Source organism: Capnocytophaga sp. oral taxon 903 (genome assembly GCF_013394785.1).
Classification (GTDB): domain Bacteria; phylum Bacteroidota; class Bacteroidia; order Flavobacteriales; family Flavobacteriaceae; genus Capnocytophaga; species Capnocytophaga ochracea.
In genome coordinates, this window is record NZ_JABXYW010000002.1 from 1,251,590 (window position 1) to 1,270,682 (window position 19,093).

27 protein-coding genes are annotated in these 19,093 nt (G+C 40.5%); all 27 read left to right on the top strand.

Features of this window, described 5'->3' with window-relative positions; genetic code table 11:
• Window positions 1–8 precede the first annotated feature (8 nt).
• The 27 genes from HW279_RS05140 (at window position 9) to rplO (ending at window position 19,087) form a co-directional block, all read left to right on the top strand.
• Complete coding sequence (locus tag HW279_RS05140; protein ID WP_178957488.1) at window positions 9–2,000, top strand: RagB/SusD family nutrient uptake outer membrane protein; 1,992 nt, start codon at window positions 9–11, stop codon at window positions 1,998–2,000.
• A 759-nt stretch (window positions 2,001–2,759) separates the two neighbouring features.
• Complete coding sequence (locus HW279_RS05145; RefSeq protein WP_002675001.1) at window positions 2,760–3,674, top strand: SPFH domain-containing protein; 915 nt, start codon at window positions 2,760–2,762, stop codon at window positions 3,672–3,674.
• Between the two features lie 166 nt (window positions 3,675–3,840).
• A complete protein-coding gene (gene pheT, locus HW279_RS05150; protein ID WP_178958228.1) occupies window positions 3,841–6,273 on the top strand; it encodes a phenylalanine--tRNA ligase subunit beta in 2,433 nt (810 codons plus the stop codon).
• A gap of 433 nt (window positions 6,274–6,706) precedes the next feature.
• Window positions 6,707–7,114: a 30S ribosomal protein S12 gene (rpsL, locus tag HW279_RS05155; RefSeq protein WP_002675007.1), complete on the top strand. Its 408-nt coding sequence runs from the start codon at window positions 6,707–6,709 to the stop codon at window positions 7,112–7,114.
• A gap of 32 nt (window positions 7,115–7,146) precedes the next feature.
• Window positions 7,147–7,623, top strand: a complete 477-nt coding sequence (rpsG, locus tag HW279_RS05160) for a 30S ribosomal protein S7 (protein WP_106095968.1) — start codon at window positions 7,147–7,149, stop codon at window positions 7,621–7,623.
• Window positions 7,624–7,632: 9 nt separating this feature from the next.
• Window positions 7,633–9,753, top strand: a complete 2,121-nt coding sequence (gene fusA, locus HW279_RS05165) for an elongation factor G (RefSeq protein WP_178958229.1) — start codon at window positions 7,633–7,635, stop codon at window positions 9,751–9,753.
• A 12-nt stretch (window positions 9,754–9,765) separates the two neighbouring features.
• A complete protein-coding gene (gene rpsJ / locus HW279_RS05170; protein ID WP_009417400.1) occupies window positions 9,766–10,077 on the top strand; it encodes a 30S ribosomal protein S10 in 312 nt (103 codons plus the stop codon).
• 171 nt (window positions 10,078–10,248) lie between these two features.
• A complete protein-coding gene (gene rplC / locus HW279_RS05175) occupies window positions 10,249–10,866 on the top strand; it encodes a 50S ribosomal protein L3 (protein ID WP_002675012.1) in 618 nt (205 codons plus the stop codon).
• Window positions 10,866–11,495, top strand: a complete 630-nt coding sequence (rplD, locus tag HW279_RS05180; RefSeq protein ID WP_002675013.1) for a 50S ribosomal protein L4 — start codon at window positions 10,866–10,868, stop codon at window positions 11,493–11,495. The genes rplC and rplD overlap by 1 nt, the downstream gene beginning before the upstream one ends.
• 7 nt (window positions 11,496–11,502) lie before the next feature.
• Complete coding sequence (gene rplW / locus HW279_RS05185) at window positions 11,503–11,790, top strand: 50S ribosomal protein L23 (RefSeq protein WP_002675014.1); 288 nt, start codon at window positions 11,503–11,505, stop codon at window positions 11,788–11,790.
• Window positions 11,791–11,811: 21 nt separating this feature from the next.
• Entirely contained in the window at window positions 11,812–12,639 is an 828-nt protein-coding gene (gene rplB / locus HW279_RS05190) for a 50S ribosomal protein L2 (RefSeq protein WP_002675016.1), read from the top strand.
• Window positions 12,640–12,650: 11 nt separating this feature from the next.
• Window positions 12,651–12,929: a 30S ribosomal protein S19 gene (rpsS, locus tag HW279_RS05195; RefSeq protein ID WP_002675018.1), complete on the top strand. Its 279-nt coding sequence runs from the start codon at window positions 12,651–12,653 to the stop codon at window positions 12,927–12,929.
• A gap of 8 nt (window positions 12,930–12,937) precedes the next feature.
• Window positions 12,938–13,348 carry a 50S ribosomal protein L22 gene (gene rplV / locus HW279_RS05200; protein ID WP_002675020.1) on the top strand — a complete coding sequence of 137 codons (411 nt, stop codon included), beginning with the start codon at window positions 12,938–12,940 and terminating at the stop codon, window positions 13,346–13,348.
• Between the two features lie 8 nt (window positions 13,349–13,356).
• Window positions 13,357–14,097 carry a 30S ribosomal protein S3 gene (gene rpsC, locus HW279_RS05205; protein ID WP_002679516.1) on the top strand — a complete coding sequence of 247 codons (741 nt, stop codon included), beginning with the start codon at window positions 13,357–13,359 and terminating at the stop codon, window positions 14,095–14,097.
• A gap of 20 nt (window positions 14,098–14,117) precedes the next feature.
• Window positions 14,118–14,537 carry a 50S ribosomal protein L16 gene (gene rplP, locus HW279_RS05210; RefSeq protein WP_178958230.1) on the top strand — a complete coding sequence of 140 codons (420 nt, stop codon included), beginning with the start codon at window positions 14,118–14,120 and terminating at the stop codon, window positions 14,535–14,537.
• A 10-nt stretch (window positions 14,538–14,547) separates the two neighbouring features.
• Window positions 14,548–14,739 carry a 50S ribosomal protein L29 gene (gene rpmC / locus HW279_RS05215; protein ID WP_002675028.1) on the top strand — a complete coding sequence of 64 codons (192 nt, stop codon included), beginning with the start codon at window positions 14,548–14,550 and terminating at the stop codon, window positions 14,737–14,739.
• 14 nt (window positions 14,740–14,753) lie between these two features.
• Complete coding sequence (gene rpsQ, locus HW279_RS05220; protein WP_002675041.1) at window positions 14,754–15,011, top strand: 30S ribosomal protein S17; 258 nt, start codon at window positions 14,754–14,756, stop codon at window positions 15,009–15,011.
• Window positions 15,012–15,013: 2 nt separating this feature from the next.
• Complete coding sequence (gene rplN / locus HW279_RS05225) at window positions 15,014–15,382, top strand: 50S ribosomal protein L14 (RefSeq protein WP_002675043.1); 369 nt, start codon at window positions 15,014–15,016, stop codon at window positions 15,380–15,382.
• A 16-nt stretch (window positions 15,383–15,398) separates the two neighbouring features.
• Complete coding sequence (rplX, locus tag HW279_RS05230; RefSeq protein WP_002675045.1) at window positions 15,399–15,713, top strand: 50S ribosomal protein L24; 315 nt, start codon at window positions 15,399–15,401, stop codon at window positions 15,711–15,713.
• A 1-nt stretch (window position 15,714) separates the two neighbouring features.
• Entirely contained in the window at window positions 15,715–16,266 is a 552-nt protein-coding gene (rplE, locus tag HW279_RS05235; protein ID WP_002675047.1) for a 50S ribosomal protein L5, read from the top strand.
• A gap of 4 nt (window positions 16,267–16,270) precedes the next feature.
• Entirely contained in the window at window positions 16,271–16,540 is a 270-nt protein-coding gene (gene rpsN, locus HW279_RS05240) for a 30S ribosomal protein S14 (protein WP_002675050.1), read from the top strand.
• Window positions 16,541–16,560: 20 nt separating this feature from the next.
• On the top strand, window positions 16,561–16,959 hold the full coding sequence (gene rpsH / locus HW279_RS05245; protein WP_002675052.1) for a 30S ribosomal protein S8: 399 nt from the start codon (window positions 16,561–16,563) through the stop codon (window positions 16,957–16,959).
• Window positions 16,960–16,980: 21 nt separating this feature from the next.
• Entirely contained in the window at window positions 16,981–17,523 is a 543-nt protein-coding gene (gene rplF, locus HW279_RS05250; protein WP_178958231.1) for a 50S ribosomal protein L6, read from the top strand.
• Between the two features lie 11 nt (window positions 17,524–17,534).
• Entirely contained in the window at window positions 17,535–17,891 is a 357-nt protein-coding gene (gene rplR / locus HW279_RS05255; protein ID WP_002679484.1) for a 50S ribosomal protein L18, read from the top strand.
• A gap of 5 nt (window positions 17,892–17,896) precedes the next feature.
• Window positions 17,897–18,421, top strand: a complete 525-nt coding sequence (gene rpsE, locus HW279_RS05260; protein WP_002675058.1) for a 30S ribosomal protein S5 — start codon at window positions 17,897–17,899, stop codon at window positions 18,419–18,421.
• 12 nt (window positions 18,422–18,433) lie between these two features.
• The gene (gene rpmD / locus HW279_RS05265) at window positions 18,434–18,616 is read left to right on the top strand and encodes a 50S ribosomal protein L30 (protein WP_002675060.1); all 183 of its coding nucleotides are present in this window, start codon (window positions 18,434–18,436) and stop codon (window positions 18,614–18,616) included.
• A gap of 18 nt (window positions 18,617–18,634) precedes the next feature.
• Entirely contained in the window at window positions 18,635–19,087 is a 453-nt protein-coding gene (gene rplO / locus HW279_RS05270; RefSeq protein WP_009751575.1) for a 50S ribosomal protein L15, read from the top strand.
• The last annotated feature ends 6 nt before the right edge of the window (window positions 19,088–19,093 follow it).

The following is a 19,093-nucleotide window of genomic DNA, read 5'->3' on the forward strand; positions in this document are numbered from 1 at the left end:
AGTAAACTATGAAAAGATATTTAAAATATATAGCTTTATCAGCAGGAGTATTACTCGCCTCTTGCGATAAGTTCTTAGATAGAGAGCCTTTGGATAAAGTAACCCCCGATAACTTCTTTAATACCGAAAGCGACTTACTCTCTTATGCTATCAACCTCTATCCCGATGTAAGTTTCTCTACTATTCCACCAGGACAATACGGGCTTTCCGTCTTCAAATCGGACGATGCAACCGATAACCAAGTTGCCCCAGCTGGTAATGCTCGATTCTTACCCGGTGAATGGCGTGTGCCTAGTACTAGTAAAGAATGGAATTTCGAGTCTATCAGAAAGTGCAACTACTTCTTTGAGAAAGTACTTCCTAAATACGAAGCCAATGAAATTAAAGGAAGTCCTGCTAATATTAAGCAGTGTATAGGAGAAGTCTATGCGCTCAGAGCACAAATCTATTTCGTAAGACTCCAAAACTTTGGCGACTTCCCCATCATTACTGAAGTGTTGCCCGACGAGAACGCTATCTTAACTGAGCAAAGTAAGCGCCGTCCTCAAAATGAGGTCGCTCGCTTTATCCTTTCCGATTTAGACAAAGCCATCGCCCTGCTCAGCGAAAGTACCCCTAATGGCAAAAATCGCATCAATCTCAACGCTGCTTATCTCCTCAAGTCTCGTGTAGCACTCTACGAAGGTACTTGGCTTAAATACCACAAAGGTACTGCCCAAGTGCCAGGAGGAGCTGGCTGGCCTGGTGCTCAAGCAAGCTATTTGAGTAACTTCAGTATCAATATCGATGATGAAATTAAGTTCTTCCTTACCGAAGCCAAAAACGCTGCTAAAGTAGTCGCCGATAAGATGGTAAATAACCTTACCCCTAACTCTGGCGTGCGTGTAGCTCGCGATGCCAGTATGGCTATTAAGAATCGCTATTTTATGATGTTTGCCGATGATAATATGGAATCTTATGACGAGGTTATCTTCTGGCGTAAATATTCTAAAACTGAACAAACGCATAATATCCAAATGGAATTAGCTCGTAACGGAGGTGGCTCTGGCTATACCAAAGGGCTCGTAGACTCTTACCTAATGAAAAACGGCTTGCCCATCTATGCATCAGGATCAGGCTATTTAGGCGATGAGACTCTTTTCAATACAATAGAAAAACGCGACGACCGCTTGCGTCTCTTCACTAAGTTAGATAACGACACCTTGTATTACCACGAAGGGACTCCTGTAAAAGCCCCTGTGCCCGAAATCCTTAACCCTGCCGAAACCCGTGCTACCACAGGCTATCGTGTGAAAAAAGGGTTGAACTATTCAGAAGCCGATGCCACTACTCACGACCACGGTATTACAGGCTCTATTGTTTTTCGTGGTGCCGAAGCTTTACTCAACTATATGGAAGCTCAATATCTCCTCGATGGTACCCTCGATGGCTCTTCTCAAACCTATTGGCGCGCTCTTAGAACACGTGCTAACGTAGATCCCGATTTCCAAAAAACCATCTATGCTACCGATATGGAGAAAGAAAAACTTGGCGACTGGGGAGCTTACTCCGCAGGAACTTTGGTGAATACAACGCTTTACAATATCCGTCGCGAACGTCGTAACGAGTTTATTGCCGAGGGTATGCGTTGGGCTGACCTAAAACGTTGGCGTTCTATGGAACAGATCAAAAACACTCCTTATATTGTCGAAGGATTCAAAATTTGGGGAACTATGAAAGATTGGTATAAAAACCAAGATGGCACTTCCAAATTAGTAGTAAGCGACACCGATAAAGGAAATGTAAACCCACAATCCAACAGCGTCTACTTGCGTCCTTACCAACGCAATAAAGTGAACAATCTCTATTACGATGGTTATAAGTGGAATGACGCTCATTATTTCGAGCCAATCCCTATGGACGCCTTCCGTCTTACTTCTCAAAATCAAGCCAATTTAGATGGTTCAGTAATCTATCAAAATCCAGGCTGGAGCAAAGTAGCCGGCGAAAGTATAAAATAACATCTTTCATAACATAATTTTTATTGCTTAGACAGAAAAAGCTACCTTTGAGGGGTAGCTTTTTCTATTTTATAGCTATTTGCTATAAACTTTTTCATCGCTCCACTTTTCATCATTCGTCATTCGTCCCCCGTCATTACTTCCCTTTTCCGTCACTACATTCCCCCTCATTGAGGAAGTCCGCGAGAGCGGAGTATGTGAGAAGGGGGAGGTTATCTCCTAGTGCCTGTGGCCTAAGGCCTAGTGCCTATTCTCTTTCTTTCGCCTCGAAACCCCTTTTTTAACATTTTTTGTATTGCTGTATTATACTATGAGTCAACTACTTATATACCCTTCCTATACCAATCGTCCAAGATTCGTATAAGCTTCCTATAAGCTCTCTATAAGCTAACCCCACCCATCTTACAGCCTTTTTTCGCCAAAATCCCTCCCTCCTCTCTTCCGCTCTTTTCCGTTTCCTTCCGAACTCTCCAATCCCTCCTCTAACCTGTCCTACTCGTCTGAAAACTCCGACCCGTCCATTCCCTTTGGTGGTATTATTGGTATTTCTGGTATTATTGGCATTTACCTCATTTCCTATTTTTCTCATTCTCTCATTTCCTAATTTCCTAATTTTCTAATTCTCTCATTTTCTCATTCTCTAATTTCCTCATTTTCTTTAAATTATTTTAAACTCAAAATTCTGTTCTCATCTTTCTTGCACAATTCAAAAAAAGAAAGTACATTTGTAGCCGTTAATAACCCATAAAATTTCACATTATGCCTTATTTATTTTACATTTTATTCTTTTTTGCATTAGTATTTTTACTATCTACTTTCTTCACCGTGCGCCAACAAACCGCCGTGTCAGTAGAACGTTTCGGTAAATTCGAAAGCATTCGTCATTCGGGTTTACAAATGAAAATACCTATCATCGATAAAGTAGCCGCTCGCATCAGCCTCAAAATCCAACAGCTCGATGTCATTGTCGAAACCAAAACTTTGGACGATGTATTCGTCAAAATCAAAGTATCAGTACAGTTCGTGGTGATCAAAGAAAAAGTATACGATGCCATTTACAAGCTCGAATACCCACACGACCAGATTACCAGCTATGTATTCGACGTAGTTCGTGCCGAAGTCCCTAAGATGAAACTCGACGATGTTTTCGTTAAGAAAGACGATATCGCCATCGCTGTAAAACGCGAAGTACAAGAATCAATGGAAACTTACGGTTACGACATCATCAAAACCTTAGTAACCGATATCGACCCCGATGCCCAAGTAAAAGCCGCAATGAACCGTATCAATGCTGCCGAACGCGAAAAAGTAGCGGCTCAATACGAAGGTGATGCACAACGCATCCTCATCGTCGAAAAAGCAAAAGCAGAAGCCGAAAGCAAACGTTTGCAAGGTCAAGGTATTGCCGACCAGCGTCGTGAAATTGCTCGCGGATTGGTAGAGAGTGTAGACGTATTGCATAAAGTAGGTATCAGCTCGCAAGAAGCTTCTGCGCTTATTGTAGTTACTCAACACTACGACACCTTGCAAGCCGTAGGTCAGCAAACCAATAGTAATCTTATCCTACTTCCTAACTCACCCGAAGCAGGTAGTGAGATGCTCAACAATATGATTACCTCCTTCACCGCTTCAGCTCAAGTAACCGAAACCTTGAAGAAGAAGAAAAACGACTAACTCACTGTTAAATAATATAGATTTTAAAAGCTATTCATTTTTTTTGAATAGCTTTTTTTTGTGGTTATTGCTAAAATTGCTAATTTTGCACTCTGTAATAATTTTTTGCCGTATACACTCTGCCAAAGTGTAGTAACGCTTGATTGAAGATTGAAAAAAAACAACTATGAAAATATCATATAACTGGTTAAAACAATATTTGAAGTTAGAAATGCCTGCTGAAGATACAGCGGTCATCCTTACTGATTTAGGCTTAGAAGTAGAAGGGATTGAACACTTCGAAAGCGTAAAAGGGGGACTCAAAGGGGTAGTGGTAGGTCACGTACTCGAATGCGAAAAACACCCTAACGCCGATAAACTTAAAATCACCAAAGTAGACGTAGGGGGCGAAGCTCCTTTGCAAATCGTTTGTGGAGCTCCTAACGTAGCACAAGGGCAGAAAGTACTTGTAGCTACCATTGGCACAGTACTCTACGACAAAGAAGGTAAGCCTTTCGAAATTAAAAAAGGTAAAATTCGTGGCGAAGAGAGTTACGGTATGATTTGTGCTGAAGACGAACTCGGCTTAGGCGAAAGTCACGATGGCATTATGGTGCTCAACGATAAGTACGAAGTAGGTACCCCTGCCAGTAAGGTGTTTGAGGTAGAAACCGACGAGGTATTCGAAATAGGACTGACTCCTAACCGCGCCGATGCAATGAGCCACTATGGCGTAGCACGCGACTTACGTGCAGGCTTGATGCAAAAAGGTATTTCATTAGAGCTCATCACCCCTTCTATTACAAAATTCCACGTCGATAACCGCTCAATAAAAATGGATATAGAGGTACAGAATAAAAAACTCGTACCTCGCTATACCGGTGTTACCATTAGCAATGTACGCGTAGACGAATCGCCTGAATGGTTACAAAACAAACTCAAAGCCATAGGCATTACTCCTAAGAACAACGTAGTAGATGCTACAAACTACGTACTGCACGGAATGGGACAACCGATTCACGCTTTTGATGCCGACCATATCATTGGTCGCAAGGTGATTGTAAAAAATGCCGAGGAAGGCACGAAGTTTAAAACCCTCGACGGAGTAGAACGCACCCTCAACGCTGAAGATATTATGATTTATGATGCCGAAAAACCTCTCTGTATAGCAGGGGTATTAGGCGGTGAAAACTCAGGTATCACTCATTTTACTCACAATGTATTTTTAGAAAGTGCTTATTTCGATGCTGTATCGGTGCGCAAAACAGCCAAACGTCACGGTATCAATACCGATGCTTCTTATCGCTTTGAGCGCGGTATTAATATAGAAGATTGTAAATACGCCCTAATGTATGCCGCAGTACTGATTGAAAATATTGCAGGAGGGGTTATATCATCCGATGTGATAGATTTTTATCCTAAAAAGCAAGAAGATTTTCAGGTATTCCTTACTTTTGAGAAAATAGATAAACTTATCGGTCAGAAGATTTCACGCGATACAATTAAGGCTATCTTACACTCTTTAGATATCAAAGTAAATTCGTTTACCGAACGTGGGTTAGGTTTGTCAGTTCCTTCGTACCGCGTAGATGTACAGCGTGAAGCCGATGTTATCGAGGAAATCCTTCGTATCTATGGCTATAACAATGTCATTTTCTCTGAAAAGCTAAATGCTACAATGGCGCATTCTAACAAATACGACGACCACAATATACAAAATGTGGTAGCCGACCAGTTGGTAGCGCAAGGCTTTTTTGAGATAATGACCAACAGTCTTGTGTCAGAAAAAGAGATTACTACTTATGCCGGAAATCCAGAGCAAGCAGTAAAGCTCCTCAATCCTTTGAGTAGCGATTTGGGCTATATGCGTAAAAATCTAGTGTTTTCAGGCTTAGAAGTGATTGCTTATAATAACAATCGCAAACGCTCCGACTTGAAGTTGTTCGAGTTTGGCAAGAACTATCACTATATCGATGGTAATTATACTGAAAGCAAGCATTTGGTGTTATATCTCACAGGCAATACCCAACCTGAGTATTGGGGTGCTCCCGCTCAAAAAACCTCTTTCTTTGAGCTCAAAGGAGTAGTAGAATCTCTCTTCGAACGTCTCGGCTTGAAGGAAATCACTATTTTGCCTTTAGAAGCTAACGACACGTTGAGTAGTGAAGGGTTCCGTTGGCAAATAGGGGAGACCCTTTTAGGAACGATAAGAGTAGTAAAAAGCAAAGTGCTTAAAGATTTCGATATCAAACAAGAGGTGCTTGTAGCTGATTTGCATTGGGAAGTGATTTTAGAACAAGTGCAAGACCATAAAGTGGTATACAAGGAAATCTCTAAATACCCCGAAGTACGTCGTGATTTAGCCCTTTTGCTCGATGAGAAAGTAACCTTCGCCGACCTTTACGAAAAGGCATATGCTACCGAGAAAAACCTCTTAAAACACGTAAATCTTTTTGATGTGTACCAAGGCGACAAACTACCCGAAGGCAAGAAGAGCTATGCCCTCAGTTTTGTACTCCAAGACAACAATAAAACTCTTACCGATAAACAAATCGATAAAACAATGCAACGCCTACAAGACGCTTTTGAAAAGCAATTTGGTGCAGCATTAAGAGAGTAAAAAATAAAACTTAGAACAAAAAAATAAGACGACGTTTTTACGCCGTCTTATTTTTTTATGCTCCTTAATGGTTTAGTTCTCAAATTAAGACTATTGTTATAGGACAAAATTAGAACTATTTTGTGATATTTGTAACAAAATACAACTTTTTCATAACTACTTATGTTACACTAATTTCTAAAACTCAATCTCGTTAAAATATTGGTAATCAACAATAATATAGTGTCTACACCTCTTGTTTCTCATCTCTTATCTCTTATCTCTTATCTCTTATTTCTCACCTCTTATTTATCAGATACTTTTGCAGTTTTAAAAAATAGTTGTACTTTTGCACCCGCTTTGGATATTAAGTCCAAACCTCTAATGCTTATGGACTAATGTCTATGGACTGACAACAAGTAAACAAATAAACAAATATATAGTATTGTAAATTATGCCAACAATTTCACAATTAGTACGAAAAGGAAGAACCAGAATTACCAAGAAGAGTAAATCGGTTGCTTTGGATTCGTGCCCACAACGCCGAGGTGTATGTACACGTGTGTACACCACAACGCCTAAAAAGCCGAACTCTGCTATGCGTAAAGTAGCTCGTGTTCGCTTGACTAATGGCAATGAGGTGAACGCTTACATACCTGGTGAAGGTCACAACCTCCAAGAGCACTCGATAGTATTGGTACGAGGCGGAAGGGTAAAAGATTTACCAGGTGTTAGATACCACATTGTTCGTGGTGCTCTCGATACGGCTGGTGTAGCAGGTAGAACGCAACGCCGTTCTAAATACGGTGCGAAACGCCCTAAACCAGGACAAGCAGCTCCCGCCGACAAAAAGAAAAAGTAATTTAACACACAAAATCTTTTAACTGAAAAGAAATGAGAAAAAGACAGGCTAAAAAACGCCCCCTTTTACCAGACCCTAAGTTTAACGACCAATTGGTTACGCGTTTCGTGAATAACCTTATGTGGGACGGTAAAAAGTCAGTGGCTTTTAAAGTATTCTACGACGCAATTGACATCGTAGAACAAAAGAAGAATAACGACGAAAAGTCGGCATTAGAAGTTTGGAAAGACGCTCTTAGCAATGTGATGCCTCACGTTGAGGTGCGTTCACGCCGCGTGGGTGGTGCTACCTTCCAAATTCCTATGCAAATCCGCCCAGACCGCAAAGTGTCTATGGCGATGAAATGGCTCATCGGTTTCGCTCGTAAACGCAATGAGAAATCAATGGCTCAGAAATTGGCTGCCGAAATTATCGCTGCCTCTAAAGAAGAAGGTGCTGCTGTGAAGAAAAAAATGGATACGCACCGTATGGCTGAAGCTAACAAGGCATTCTCACACTTTAGATTCTAATAAAACACGATGAGTAGAGATTTAAAATATACAAGAAACATAGGTATTGCCGCGCATATCGATGCCGGTAAAACCACTACTACCGAGCGTATCCTTTTCTATACCGGTAAAACGCACAAAATTGGTGAAGTACACGATGGTGCTTCTACTATGGACTGGATGGAACAAGAGGCTGAACGCGGTATTACTATTACTTCAGCGGCTACTACCTGTAAATGGAACTTTCCTACCGAAAATGGTAAACCTACCGCCGATGCCAAAGAGTATCACTTCAACATTATCGATACCCCAGGCCACGTCGATTTTACCGTTGAGGTAAACCGTTCCTTACGTGTACTTGACGGCTTAGTATTCCTTTTCTCTGCCGTTGATGGGGTAGAACCTCAATCGGAAACCAACTGGCGTTTGGCTGATAACTACAAAGTACCTCGTATTGGGTTTGTAAACAAAATGGACCGTCAAGGAGCTAATTTCCTCAACGTTTGCAACCAGGTGAGAGATATGCTCAAATCTAACGCGGTTCCTATCGTATTGCCTATCGGTGACGAAGCAGATTTCAAAGGTGTTGTAGATTTGATTAAAAACCGCGCCATCGTATGGCACGAAGAAAATTCAGGTTCTACTTTCGACGTAGTAGAAATTCCTGCCGATATGAAAGAGGATGTAGCCAAATACCGCGCTCAATTAATTGAAGAAGTAGCGGGCTATGACGAAGGATTACTTGAGAAATTTATGGAAGATGAAAGCTCAATTACTGAAGACGAAATCCATAAGGCATTGCGCGCAGCAGTAATGGATATGGCTATCATTCCTATGGTATGCGGTTCATCATTCAAAAATAAAGGAGTACAATTTATGCTTGATGCGGTATGTCGTTATTTGCCATCACCGCTTGATAAAGAAGCTATTGAGGGTACTAATCCTGAAACAGGTGAGCCTGCACTCCGCAAGCCATCCGTTGACGCTCCTTTTGCAGCCTTGGCATTCAAGATTGCTACTGACCCTTACGTAGGTCGTTTAGCATTCTTCCGCGCTTATTCTGGTCACCTCGATGCAGGTTCTTACGTATTGAACACCCGTTCAGGTAACAAAGAGCGTATTTCTCGTATCTACCAAATGCACGCTAACAAGCAAAACCCTATCGAATACATCGAAGCAGGTGATATAGGGGCAGCAGTAGGATTTAAAGATATCAAAACAGGTGATACCCTTTGCGATGAGAAATATCCTATCGTACTCGAAAGTATGGTATTCCCTGATCCAGTAATTGGTATTGCAGTAGAACCTAAAACTAAAGCCGATATTGATAAACTCGGTATGGCATTGGCTAAATTAGCTGAAGAAGACCCTACCTTCCAAGTGAAGACAGACCAAGCTTCTGGACAAACTGTCATCTCAGGAATGGGTGAGTTACACTTGGATATCATCGTAGACCGCCTCAAACGCGAGTTCAAAGTAGAAGTAAACCAAGGACAACCTCAAGTAGAGTATAAAGAGGCTATCACTGCTAAAGCTGATCACCGCGAAGTCTACAAAAAACAAACAGGTGGACGTGGTAAATTTGCCGACATCGTATTCCGTATGGAACCAGCTGAAGAAGGCAAAGTAGGTCTTGAGTTCGTAAACGAAATCAAAGGTGGTAACATTCCTAAAGAGTATATTCCATCAGTTGAAAAAGGTTTCAAAGAAGCAATGAAGAACGGACCTTTGGCAGGATTCGAAATGGACGCGATGAAAATCGTTCTTATCGATGGTTCATTCCACCCTGTCGATTCAGATTCATTGTCATTCGAGTTGGCAGCCAAATTGGGGTACAAAGAAGCTGCTCGCGCTGCAAAAGCTGTATTGATGGAGCCAATTATGAAGTTGGAAGTTATTACTCCAGAAGAAAATATGGGTGATATCGTAGGAGACTTGAACCGCCGTCGTGGCCAAGTAAATAATATGGACGATCGTAACGGTGCTAAAGTAATCAAAGCATTTGTTCCACTATCAGAAATGTTCGGTTATGTAACAGCGCTTCGCACTCTTTCATCAGGTCGTGCTACTTCTACAATGGAGTTCTCTCACTATGCCGAAACTCCTTCAAACATTGCAGACGAAGTAATTAAAAACGCCAGAGGCAACTAATTTATTGAAAAAATGAGTAATCAACAAAAAATAAGAATAAAGTTAAAATCTTACGACCACAACTTGGTAGACAAATCTGCTGAGAAAATCGTAAAAACAGTAAAAGCAACAGGTGCAGTAGTTACAGGACCTATTCCATTACCTACACACAAAAAAATCTTTACTGTGTTGCGCTCACCTCACGTAAATAAAAAAGCACGTGAACAGTTCCAATTGAGCTCTCATAAACGTCTTTTAGATATCTATAGCTCGTCATCAAAAACTATTGATGCTTTGATGAAATTGGAATTGCCAAGTGGTGTAGAAGTAGAAATCAAAGTTTGATAACTTTACTAAAATGTCCCGAAACTGCGGGTTAGGGAAAAACGGATAAAAATGATTCAGGGTTAAAAAGCCTCGGGCATTTTTTGACCCTGAACCATTATAATAATTGTCAATTATCAATTGTTAATTGTCAATTAAAAAGAACTAATAACTAATTTAATATTTAATTTTATGTCTGGGTTAATCGGAAAAAAAGTAGGAATGACCAGCATTTTTGATGAGAACGGTAAAAATATACCTTGTACCATCATTGAAGCAGGTCCTTGCGTAGTTACCCAAGTCAGAACCAAAGAGGTTGATGGCTATGATGCTCTTCAACTTGGTTTCGATGACAAAGCAGAAAAACGTGCTACCAAAGCAGAGCTTGGTCACTTCAAAAAAGCAGGTACTTCTGTAAAGAAAAAAGTTGTTGAATTCCAAGGTTTTGAAGACAATTACAAATTAGGTGATACTATCACCGTCGATTTCTTCACCGAAGGAGAGTTTGTGGATATCACAGGCGTTTCTAAAGGTAAAGGTTTCCAAGGGGTAGTGCGTCGCCACGGTTTTGGCGGAGTAGGTCAAACTACTCACGGTCAGCATAACCGCCTCAGAGCACCAGGTTCAGTAGGCGCTTCGTCTTATCCCTCTCGCGTATTCAAAGGTATGCGTATGGCTGGGCGTATGGGAGCTGAAAAGGTAACAGTACAAAACTTGAAAGTATTGAAAGTGGTTGCTGAGAAAAATCTTTTAGTTGTAAAAGGTTGTATCCCAGGTCACAAAAATGCTTACGTAACTATTCACAAATAATGGAAGTAGCAGTATTAAACATAAAAGGAAAAGAAACAGGTAGAAAGGTAACCCTTTCTGATGCTGTGTTCGGTATCGAGCCTAACAATCACGTAGTATACTTAGATGTTAAACGCTATTTAGCTAACAAACGTCAAGGTACTCACAAGGCTAAAGAAAGAAACGAAGTGGCTGGAAGTACTCGCAAAATTAAAAAACAAAAAGGTACTGGTACAGCTCGTGCAGGTAGCGTAAAATCTCCTGTATTTGTGGGTGGTGGTCGCATATTCGGTCCTCGTCCTAAAGACTATACACAAAAACTTACTAAAAACGTAAAACGCTTGGCTCGCCGTTCTGCCCTCAGCGCTAAACTACAAAACCAAGCCCTCGTTGTAGTTGAAGATTTAAATTTCGACGCTCCAAAAACTAAAGATTTCACCGCAGTTGTAAAATCTTTGGGCTTAGAAAATAAAAAATCACTTTTTGTGTTACCAAATACAAATAATAATGTATATTTGTCCTCTCGTAACGTACCTACTTCAAGTGTAGTAACCGCTTCAGAGTTAAACACTTATCAATTAGTGAATGCTTCAAACGTAGTACTTACTGAGAGTTCAGTAGCAGTTTTAGAGTCAATTTTAACAAAATAAGAAGGAAATGAGCGTATTAATTAAACCTGTAAATACAGAAAAAGCAAACGACAATAGCGAGTTGAGAAACTGCTATACGTTCGTAGTAGCTAAGGACGCTAACAAGATTCAAATCAAAAATGAAGTTGAAGCTACTTATGGCGTTAAAGTGAAATCCGTACGTACTCTTAACTACGGACCTAAACGATCTACTCGTTATACAAAAACAGGCTTGCAAATCGCTAAAACTAACGCTGTTAAAAAAGCAGTTGTGCAAGTAGAAGATGGAACTATAGATTTTTATAGTAATATATAAGTATTTAACAAATAGACAAAAATGTCAGTTAGAAAATTAAAACCGATTACCCCCGGTCAGCGTTTTAGAGTAGTAAACGAATTCGACACCATTACTACTGATAAGCCGGAAAAGAGCTTGCTCGTTCCGTTGAAAAAGACCGGTGGTAGAAACAATCAAGGAAAAATGACCATGCGTTACATTGGTGGTGGTCATAAGAAAAAGTACCGTATCATCGACTTCAAACGAAACAAATTCGGCGTAGACGCCAAAGTAGTTTCTATCGAGTACGACCCAAACAGAACAGCGTTTATTGCTCTCGTTCAATACACCGACGGTGAAAAGCGTTACATCATCGCTCCCGCTGGTTTGAAAGTAGATCAAGTAATCGTTTCAGGTCAAGAAAACATCGCCCCTGAAATCGGTAACGCAATGCCGCTCTCTCAAATCCCTCTCGGTACTGTAATTTCTTGTATTGAATTGCGCCCTGGACAAGGAGCTAACATCGCTCGTTCTGCAGGAACTTTTGCCCAACTAATGGCAAAAGATGGTAAGTATGCTACTGTAAAGCTACCTTCAGGTGAAACCCGTATGATCCTCCTCACTTGCCTCGCAACCATAGGAGCCGTATCAAACTCCGATCACCAATTGGTACTTTCAGGTAAAGCAGGTCGCTCACGCTGGTTAGGACGCCGTCCTCGTACCCGTGCAGTAGTTATGAACCCTGTCGATCACCCAATGGGTGGTGGTGAAGGTCGTGCTACCGGTGGTCACCCACGCTCACGTAAAGGTATCCCAGCAAAAGGTTATAGAACTCGTTCTAAAACCAAAGCAAGTAATAAGTATATTGTAGAACGCAGAAAAAAATAAGAGACTAACAAATGGCACGTTCATTAAAAAAAGGACCTTACGTTCACTATAGCTTGGAAAAGAAAATCCAACAAAATATACAGTCTGGTAAGAAAAACGTTATCAAAACTTGGTCACGCGCTTCTATGATTACTCCAGACTTCGTTGGCCAAACTATTGCAGTTCACAACGGTCGTCAGTTTGTCCCTGTATACATCACTGAAAATATGGTGGGACATAAATTAGGAGAATTTTCACCTACTCGTTCCTTCCGTGGACACGCAGGTGCAAAAAATAAAGGTAAAAAATAATTAAGGCTATGGGAGTTAGAAAAAAATTAAGAGCAGACGAAATTAAAGAAGCTAAAAAAAGCTTGGCTTTCGCGAAGTTAAATAACTGCCCTACTTCTCCTCGAAAAATGCGCTTAGTAGCGGATTTAGTACGTGGACAGCAAGTAGACAAAGCTTTGGCTATTTTGAAATTCAACCAAAAAGAAGCAGCCGCTCGTTTAGAAAAATTGTTGCTTTCAGCTATCGCTAACTGGCAAGCTAAAAACGAGGACGCTAACTTGGAAGAAGCAGGAGTATTCATCAAAGAAATCCGCGTGGATGGTGGCGCTATCCTTAAACGCTTACGCCCAGCTCCACAAGGAAGAGCACACAGAATTAGAAAACGCTCTAACCACATAACTTTGGTGCTTGGAGCTAAAAATTTTAACACAGAAAGCTAAGATAAACTATGGGACAAAAGACAAATCCAATCGGAAATCGCCTAGGAATTATCAGAGGATGGGAGTCTAACTGGTATGGAGGCAATGATTACGGAGATAAACTCGCTGAAGACGACAAAATCAGAAAATATGTTCTCGCTCGTTTATCTAAAGCTAGTGTTGCTCACGTGATTATCGAACGTACTTTTAAACTTGTAACCGTTACTATCACCACCGCTCGCCCTGGTATCATCATCGGTAAAGGTGGCCAGGAGGTAGACAAGTTGAAAGAAGAACTTAAGAAAATCACCGGTAAAGACATCCAAATCAACATTTTTGAAATCAAACGCCCTGAGCTCGACGCAGCTCTTGTTGCTGCAAGCATCGCTCGCCAAATCGAAGGTCGTGTTTCTTACAAACGCGCTATCAAAATGGCTATCGCTTCTGCTATGCGTATGAACGCCGAAGGTATCAAGGTAATGATTTCAGGTCGTTTGAATGGAGCTGAAATGGCTCGTTCCGAAAGCTTTAAAGAAGGTCGTATCCCTCTTTCAACCTTTAGAGCTGATATTGATTACGCTATTGACGAAGCTCACACTACTTATGGCCGTATGGGCATCAAAGTGTGGATTATGAAAGGCGAAATCTATGGTAAAAGAGAACTATCACCACTCGTAGGTATGACTAAAAAAGCCACCGGTGGAAATTTCTCTGGTAAATCAACTGACAAGCCTGCTGGTGCACCCAAAAGAGCGCGTCGCAAAAAGTAATTTTTTAAAGAACAAGAAAGATGTTACAGCCAAAAAGAACGAAATATCGTAAACAACAAAAAGGCAGAATGAAAGGCGTAGCTCACCGCGGTGCGCTCCTTTCTAATGGTACTTTCGGAATTAAATCGTTAGATTCAGCATTCATCACTTCTCGCCAAATCGAGTCAGCTCGTGTAGCTGCTACCCGTTATATGAAACGTGAAGGTCAACTTTGGATCAAAATCTTCCCAGATAAACCTATTACCAAAAAGCCTTTGGAAGTACGTATGGGTAAAGGTAAAGGTGCCGTAGAATACTGGGTAGCCGTAGTAAAACCAGGAAGAATAATGTTTGAGGTAGGCGGTGTGCCACTCGACGTAGCTAAAGAAGCGCTACGCCTCGCAGCTCAAAAGCTACCTGTCAAAACAAAATTCGTTGTAGCAAGAGATTATCAAAATTAATTAAAGAACAATGAAACAGTCTGAAATTAACAAATTGACAATAACTGAGCTACAAGAAAAGCTTGGTGAGTTTAAGAAATCGTATGCAGATTTGAAAATGGCACACGCAATTTCGTCATTGGAAAAACCAATTCAATTACGTAATGTAAGAAGAACTATCGCGAGATTGGCTTGTGAGCTAACTAAACGAGAATTACAATAATTCGAACCTGCCTTATGGAAAAAAGAAATTTAAGAAAAGAAAGAATAGGGGTTGTTACAAGCAACAAAATGGATAAATCTATCGTAGTTTCAGAAGTGAAACGTGTAAAACACCCTATGTATGGTAAGTTCGTGTTGCGCACTAAAAAATATGTTGCGCACGACGAAAAAAACGATTGCAACATTGGTGATACTGTGCGCATAATGGAAACACGTCCATTGAGCAAAACCAAATGTTGGAGATTAGTAGAAATCATTGAAAGAGCTAAGTAATTATGGTACAACAAGAATCAAGACTAAAAGTAGCCGATAATACTGGCGCTAAAGAAGTGCTAACAATCCGTGTACTCGGTGGTACTAAGCGCCGATACGCCTCTGTTGGCGATAAGATTGTAGTTACCGTCAAAGAAGCTACCCCTAACGGAAACGTTAAAAAAGGACAAGTTTCTACCGCGGTGGTAGTAAGAACTAAAAAAGAAGTACGCCGTGCCGATGGTTCTTATATCCGATTTGATGAAAACGCTTGCGTTCTCTTGAACGCAGCTGGTGAAATGAGAGGTACCCGTGTGTTCGGACCTGTAGCGAGAGAACTTCGTGATAAACAATTTATGAAGATCGTTTCATTAGCACCAGAAGTGCTTTAATTTTTAACTAAAGTAAATGATGAAACTAAAAATTAAAACTGGAGATACCGTAAAAGTAATTGCTGGAGACGAAAAAGGTAAAGAAGGCAAAGTATTACGTGTAGATCGCGAGAAGAACAGAGCGATTATTGAGGGAGTTAATCTGGTGAAAAAACACACCAAACCTAACGCTCAAAAACCTCAAGGTGGAATCGTAGAAAAAGAAGCATCTATTCACATTTCTAACCTCGCCCTCATCGACCCTAAAACGAAAAAAACTACTCGTGTAGGATTCGAAGTACGTGACGGTAAAAAAGTGCGAATTTCTAAAAAATCTAATGTAGTAATATAATATGGCTTACGTACCTAGATTAAAACAAGAATACAAAGAGCGCGTCATTGCGGCTCTAAAAGAAGAATTTGGCTATAAAAACGTAATGCAGGTTCCTAAACTTGAAAAAATAGTTGTGAGCCGCGGTGTTGGTTCAGCCGTAGCCGATAAAAAACAAATCGACTATGCTGTAGACGAACTTACCAAAATTACTGGTCAGAAAGCTGTTGCCACTTATTCTAAAAAGGACGTAGCTTCTTTCAAACTCCGTAAAGGTATGGCTATCGGTGCCAAAGTTACCCTTCGTGGCGAAAGAATGTATGAGTTCTTAGACCGCCTTATCACTACAGCTCTTCCTCGTGTAAGAGACTTCCAAGGCGTGAAAGCAAATGGCTTCGATGGTAGAGGTAACTACAACTTAGGTGTTACCGAACAAATCATATTCCCTGAAATCGACATTGATAAAATCAACAAGATTGCAGGTATGGATATTACCTTCGTTACATCAGCGCACACTGATAAAGAAGCTAAATCATTATTAAGCGAATTAGGATTACCTTTTAAAAAGAACTAAGTATATGGCTAAAGAATCAATGAAAGCCCGCGAGGTGAAACGTCAAAAGTTAGTAGCTAAATACGCTGCTAAACGCAAAGCTCTAAAAGAAGCTGGTGATTATGAAGCACTTCAGCTAATCCCTAAAAATGCTTCTCCTGTCCGTCTGCACAATCGTTGCAAACTTACGGGACGCCCTAAAGGGTATATGCGCACTTTTGGAATTTCACGTGTGTTATTCCGCGAAATGGCAAACAAAGGATTAATTCCTGGTGTAAAAAAAGCAAGTTGGTAATAATTTAAAAGGACAAATTTATGTATACAGATCCTATCGCAGATTATTTAACAAGAATTAGAAATGCTAATAGCGCAGGTCATAGAGTCGTAGAAATCCCTGCATCTAAACTCAAAAAGGAAATTACTAAAATCCTTTTCGACCAAGGATTCATCCTTAGCTACAAATTTGATGACTCTACCGTACAAGGTACCATCAAAATAGCTTTGAAATACGACAAAGTGACTAAAGAACCCGTTATTAGGCATATTGAAAGAGCCAGCCGCCCAGGTCTGAGAAAGTACGCGGGCGCTGATAACCTACCTCGCGTATTAAACGGATTGGGTATTGCTATCATCTCTACATCACAAGGCGTGATGACAGGTAAAAAAGCTAGAGAGCTCAATATCGGTGGAGAGGTAATTTGTTACGTTTACTAATCAATAAAAAGACAATAAAGAATGTCAAGAATAGGTAAAGCACCCATCAATATTCCCGCAGGCGTTACCGTTACTATCAAAGATAACGTTGTAACCGTAAAGGGGAAATTAGGCGAATTAACCCAAGAGGTTAAAGACATTGCTGTAAAGCAAGAAGATGGACATTTAGTGTTTGAAACTAAAGATACCACTAAAGACCAAAACGCTAAACACGGTCTATACCGTGCCTTAGTAAACAATATGGTCGTAGGCGTTTCTGAAGGATTCACTAAAGAATTAGAGTTAGTAGGGGTTGGATACCGTGCAGCTAACCAAGGTCAAAAGCTAGACTTAGCCCTCGGTTTCTCTCACAACATCATTCTCGAATTGCCAAGCGAAATTAAACTCGAGACAATCAACGAGAAAGGTAAAAACCCAATCATTAAATTAACTTCTCACGATAAACAACTACTCGGTCAAGTAGCGGCCAAAATCCGTAGCTTCCGTAAACCTGAACCTTACAAAGGTAAAGGTGTGAAATTCGTAGGCGAAGTATTGAGAAGAAAAGCAGGTAAATCAGCTTAATAGTTAGAACAATGGCATTATCAAGAATAGAAAGAAGACAACGTATTAAAAGCAGAATCAGAAAAGTAGTAAAAGGTACTGCTGAACAACCTCGTTTGGCTGTTTTCAGAAGTAATAATGAAATCTATGTACAAATCATAGACGATACTAAAGGAACTACTCTGTTGGCTGCATCTTCACGTGATAAAGAAATTAGTGCCGCCAAAGGTACTAAAACTGAAAAAGCAGCATTGGTCGGTAAAGCTATTGCTGAAAAAGCTTTAAAACAAGGTATCGAAAAAGTATCCTTCGATCGCGGGGGATACCTTTACCACGGACGTGTAAAATCATTAGCCGACGGTGCTAGAGAAGGCGGACTTAAATTCTAATAACTATGTATCAGAAATATAAAAATGTAGAATATGTAAAACCAAGTGGTTTGGAATTGAAAGACCGTTTGGTAGGAGTACAACGTGTTACTAAAGTAACTAAAGGTGGTCGCGCTTTCGGTTTCTCTGCTATCGTTGTAGTAGGCGACGAAAACGGCGTGGTTGGTCACGGCTTAGGAAAATCTAAAGAGGTTTCTGAAGCTATTGCTAAAGCAGTAGAAGACGCTAAGAAAAACTTAGTGCGTATCCCTCTTAACGGTACTACCTTGCCCCACGAACAAAAAGGAAAATACGGCGGAGCTCGTGTATTCTTACAACCAGCTACTGAGGGTACCGGAGTAATCGCAGGAGGTACAGTACGTGCCGTATTGGAATCAGTAGGTATCCATAACGTACTTTCTAAATCACAAGGTTCTTCTAACCCTCACAACGTGGTAAAAGCTACTTTCGATGCTTTATTGCAGTTGCGTAGCGCTAAAACTGTTGCTGCTCAACGTGGCATCTCTTTAGAAAAATTGTTTAAAGGTTAATTTTTTATAGCAATGGCAAAACTTAGAGTAACACAAATTAAAAGTAGCATCAAACGTCCAAAAGACCAAAAACTTACTCTTGAGGCTTTAGGACTTACCAAAATCGGTAGAACCGTGGAACACGAAGCTACACCAAGTATCCTTGGTATGATCAATAAGGTAAAACACTTAATTTCTGTAGAAGAAGTTAAATAATATTTTTTATACAAAGTTATGAACTTGAGTAATTTACAACCCGCACAGGGTTCAATTCACAGAGAAGGGAAGCGCGTAGGTCGCGGTCAAGGTTCCGGTAAAGGTGGAACCGCTACCCGTGGTCATAAAGGAGCTAAATCTCGTTCAGGCTTTTCTAATAAGATTGGCTTCGAAGGTGGACAAATGCCCCTCCAAAGACGCGTACCAAAATTCGGTTTTAAAAACTTTAACCGTAAAGAATACGTAGGTATCAACTTGGGTAGACTACAAGAACTCGTTGATAATGGTAAAATTACTGATAAAGTAGACCTTGAAATCTTAGTTCAACTAAACCTCATTAAAAAAACTGACTTGGTGAAAATATTAGGTGGTGGAGAACTAAAATCTAAGCTAAAAATATCTGTTCATAAGTTTACAGCAAGTGCTAAAGCTGCTATCGAAGCAGCTGGTGGTGAAGCTGTAACCTTGTAATATTTA

Bases quoted from the DNA above. Each gene is read 5' to 3' on its own strand.
- HW279_RS05140 (WP_178957488.1), top strand. From the start codon at position 9: ATGAAAAGATATTTAAAATATATAGCTTTATCAGCAGGAGTATTACTC.
- HW279_RS05145 (WP_002675001.1), top strand. From the start codon at position 2,760: ATGCCTTATTTATTTTACATTTTATTCTTTTTTGCATTAGTATTTTTA.
- pheT (WP_178958228.1), top strand. From the start codon at position 3,841: ATGAAAATATCATATAACTGGTTAAAACAATATTTGAAGTTAGAAATG.
- rpsL (WP_002675007.1), top strand. From the start codon at position 6,707: ATGCCAACAATTTCACAATTAGTACGAAAAGGAAGAACCAGAATTACC.
- rpsG (WP_106095968.1), top strand. From the start codon at position 7,147: ATGAGAAAAAGACAGGCTAAAAAACGCCCCCTTTTACCAGACCCTAAG.
- fusA (WP_178958229.1), top strand. From the start codon at position 7,633: ATGAGTAGAGATTTAAAATATACAAGAAACATAGGTATTGCCGCGCAT.
- rpsJ (WP_009417400.1), top strand. From the start codon at position 9,766: ATGAGTAATCAACAAAAAATAAGAATAAAGTTAAAATCTTACGACCAC.
- rplC (WP_002675012.1), top strand. From the start codon at position 10,249: ATGTCTGGGTTAATCGGAAAAAAAGTAGGAATGACCAGCATTTTTGAT.
- rplD (WP_002675013.1), top strand. From the start codon at position 10,866: ATGGAAGTAGCAGTATTAAACATAAAAGGAAAAGAAACAGGTAGAAAG.
- rplW (WP_002675014.1), top strand. From the start codon at position 11,503: ATGAGCGTATTAATTAAACCTGTAAATACAGAAAAAGCAAACGACAAT.
- rplB (WP_002675016.1), top strand. From the start codon at position 11,812: ATGTCAGTTAGAAAATTAAAACCGATTACCCCCGGTCAGCGTTTTAGA.
- rpsS (WP_002675018.1), top strand. From the start codon at position 12,651: ATGGCACGTTCATTAAAAAAAGGACCTTACGTTCACTATAGCTTGGAA.
- rplV (WP_002675020.1), top strand. From the start codon at position 12,938: ATGGGAGTTAGAAAAAAATTAAGAGCAGACGAAATTAAAGAAGCTAAA.
- rpsC (WP_002679516.1), top strand. From the start codon at position 13,357: ATGGGACAAAAGACAAATCCAATCGGAAATCGCCTAGGAATTATCAGA.
- rplP (WP_178958230.1), top strand. From the start codon at position 14,118: ATGTTACAGCCAAAAAGAACGAAATATCGTAAACAACAAAAAGGCAGA.
- rpmC (WP_002675028.1), top strand. From the start codon at position 14,548: ATGAAACAGTCTGAAATTAACAAATTGACAATAACTGAGCTACAAGAA.
- rpsQ (WP_002675041.1), top strand. From the start codon at position 14,754: ATGGAAAAAAGAAATTTAAGAAAAGAAAGAATAGGGGTTGTTACAAGC.
- rplN (WP_002675043.1), top strand. From the start codon at position 15,014: ATGGTACAACAAGAATCAAGACTAAAAGTAGCCGATAATACTGGCGCT.
- rplX (WP_002675045.1), top strand. From the start codon at position 15,399: ATGATGAAACTAAAAATTAAAACTGGAGATACCGTAAAAGTAATTGCT.
- rplE (WP_002675047.1), top strand. From the start codon at position 15,715: ATGGCTTACGTACCTAGATTAAAACAAGAATACAAAGAGCGCGTCATT.
- rpsN (WP_002675050.1), top strand. From the start codon at position 16,271: ATGGCTAAAGAATCAATGAAAGCCCGCGAGGTGAAACGTCAAAAGTTA.
- rpsH (WP_002675052.1), top strand. From the start codon at position 16,561: ATGTATACAGATCCTATCGCAGATTATTTAACAAGAATTAGAAATGCT.
- rplF (WP_178958231.1), top strand. From the start codon at position 16,981: ATGTCAAGAATAGGTAAAGCACCCATCAATATTCCCGCAGGCGTTACC.
- rplR (WP_002679484.1), top strand. From the start codon at position 17,535: ATGGCATTATCAAGAATAGAAAGAAGACAACGTATTAAAAGCAGAATC.
- rpsE (WP_002675058.1), top strand. From the start codon at position 17,897: ATGTATCAGAAATATAAAAATGTAGAATATGTAAAACCAAGTGGTTTG.
- rpmD (WP_002675060.1), top strand. From the start codon at position 18,434: ATGGCAAAACTTAGAGTAACACAAATTAAAAGTAGCATCAAACGTCCA.
- rplO (WP_009751575.1), top strand. From the start codon at position 18,635: ATGAACTTGAGTAATTTACAACCCGCACAGGGTTCAATTCACAGAGAA.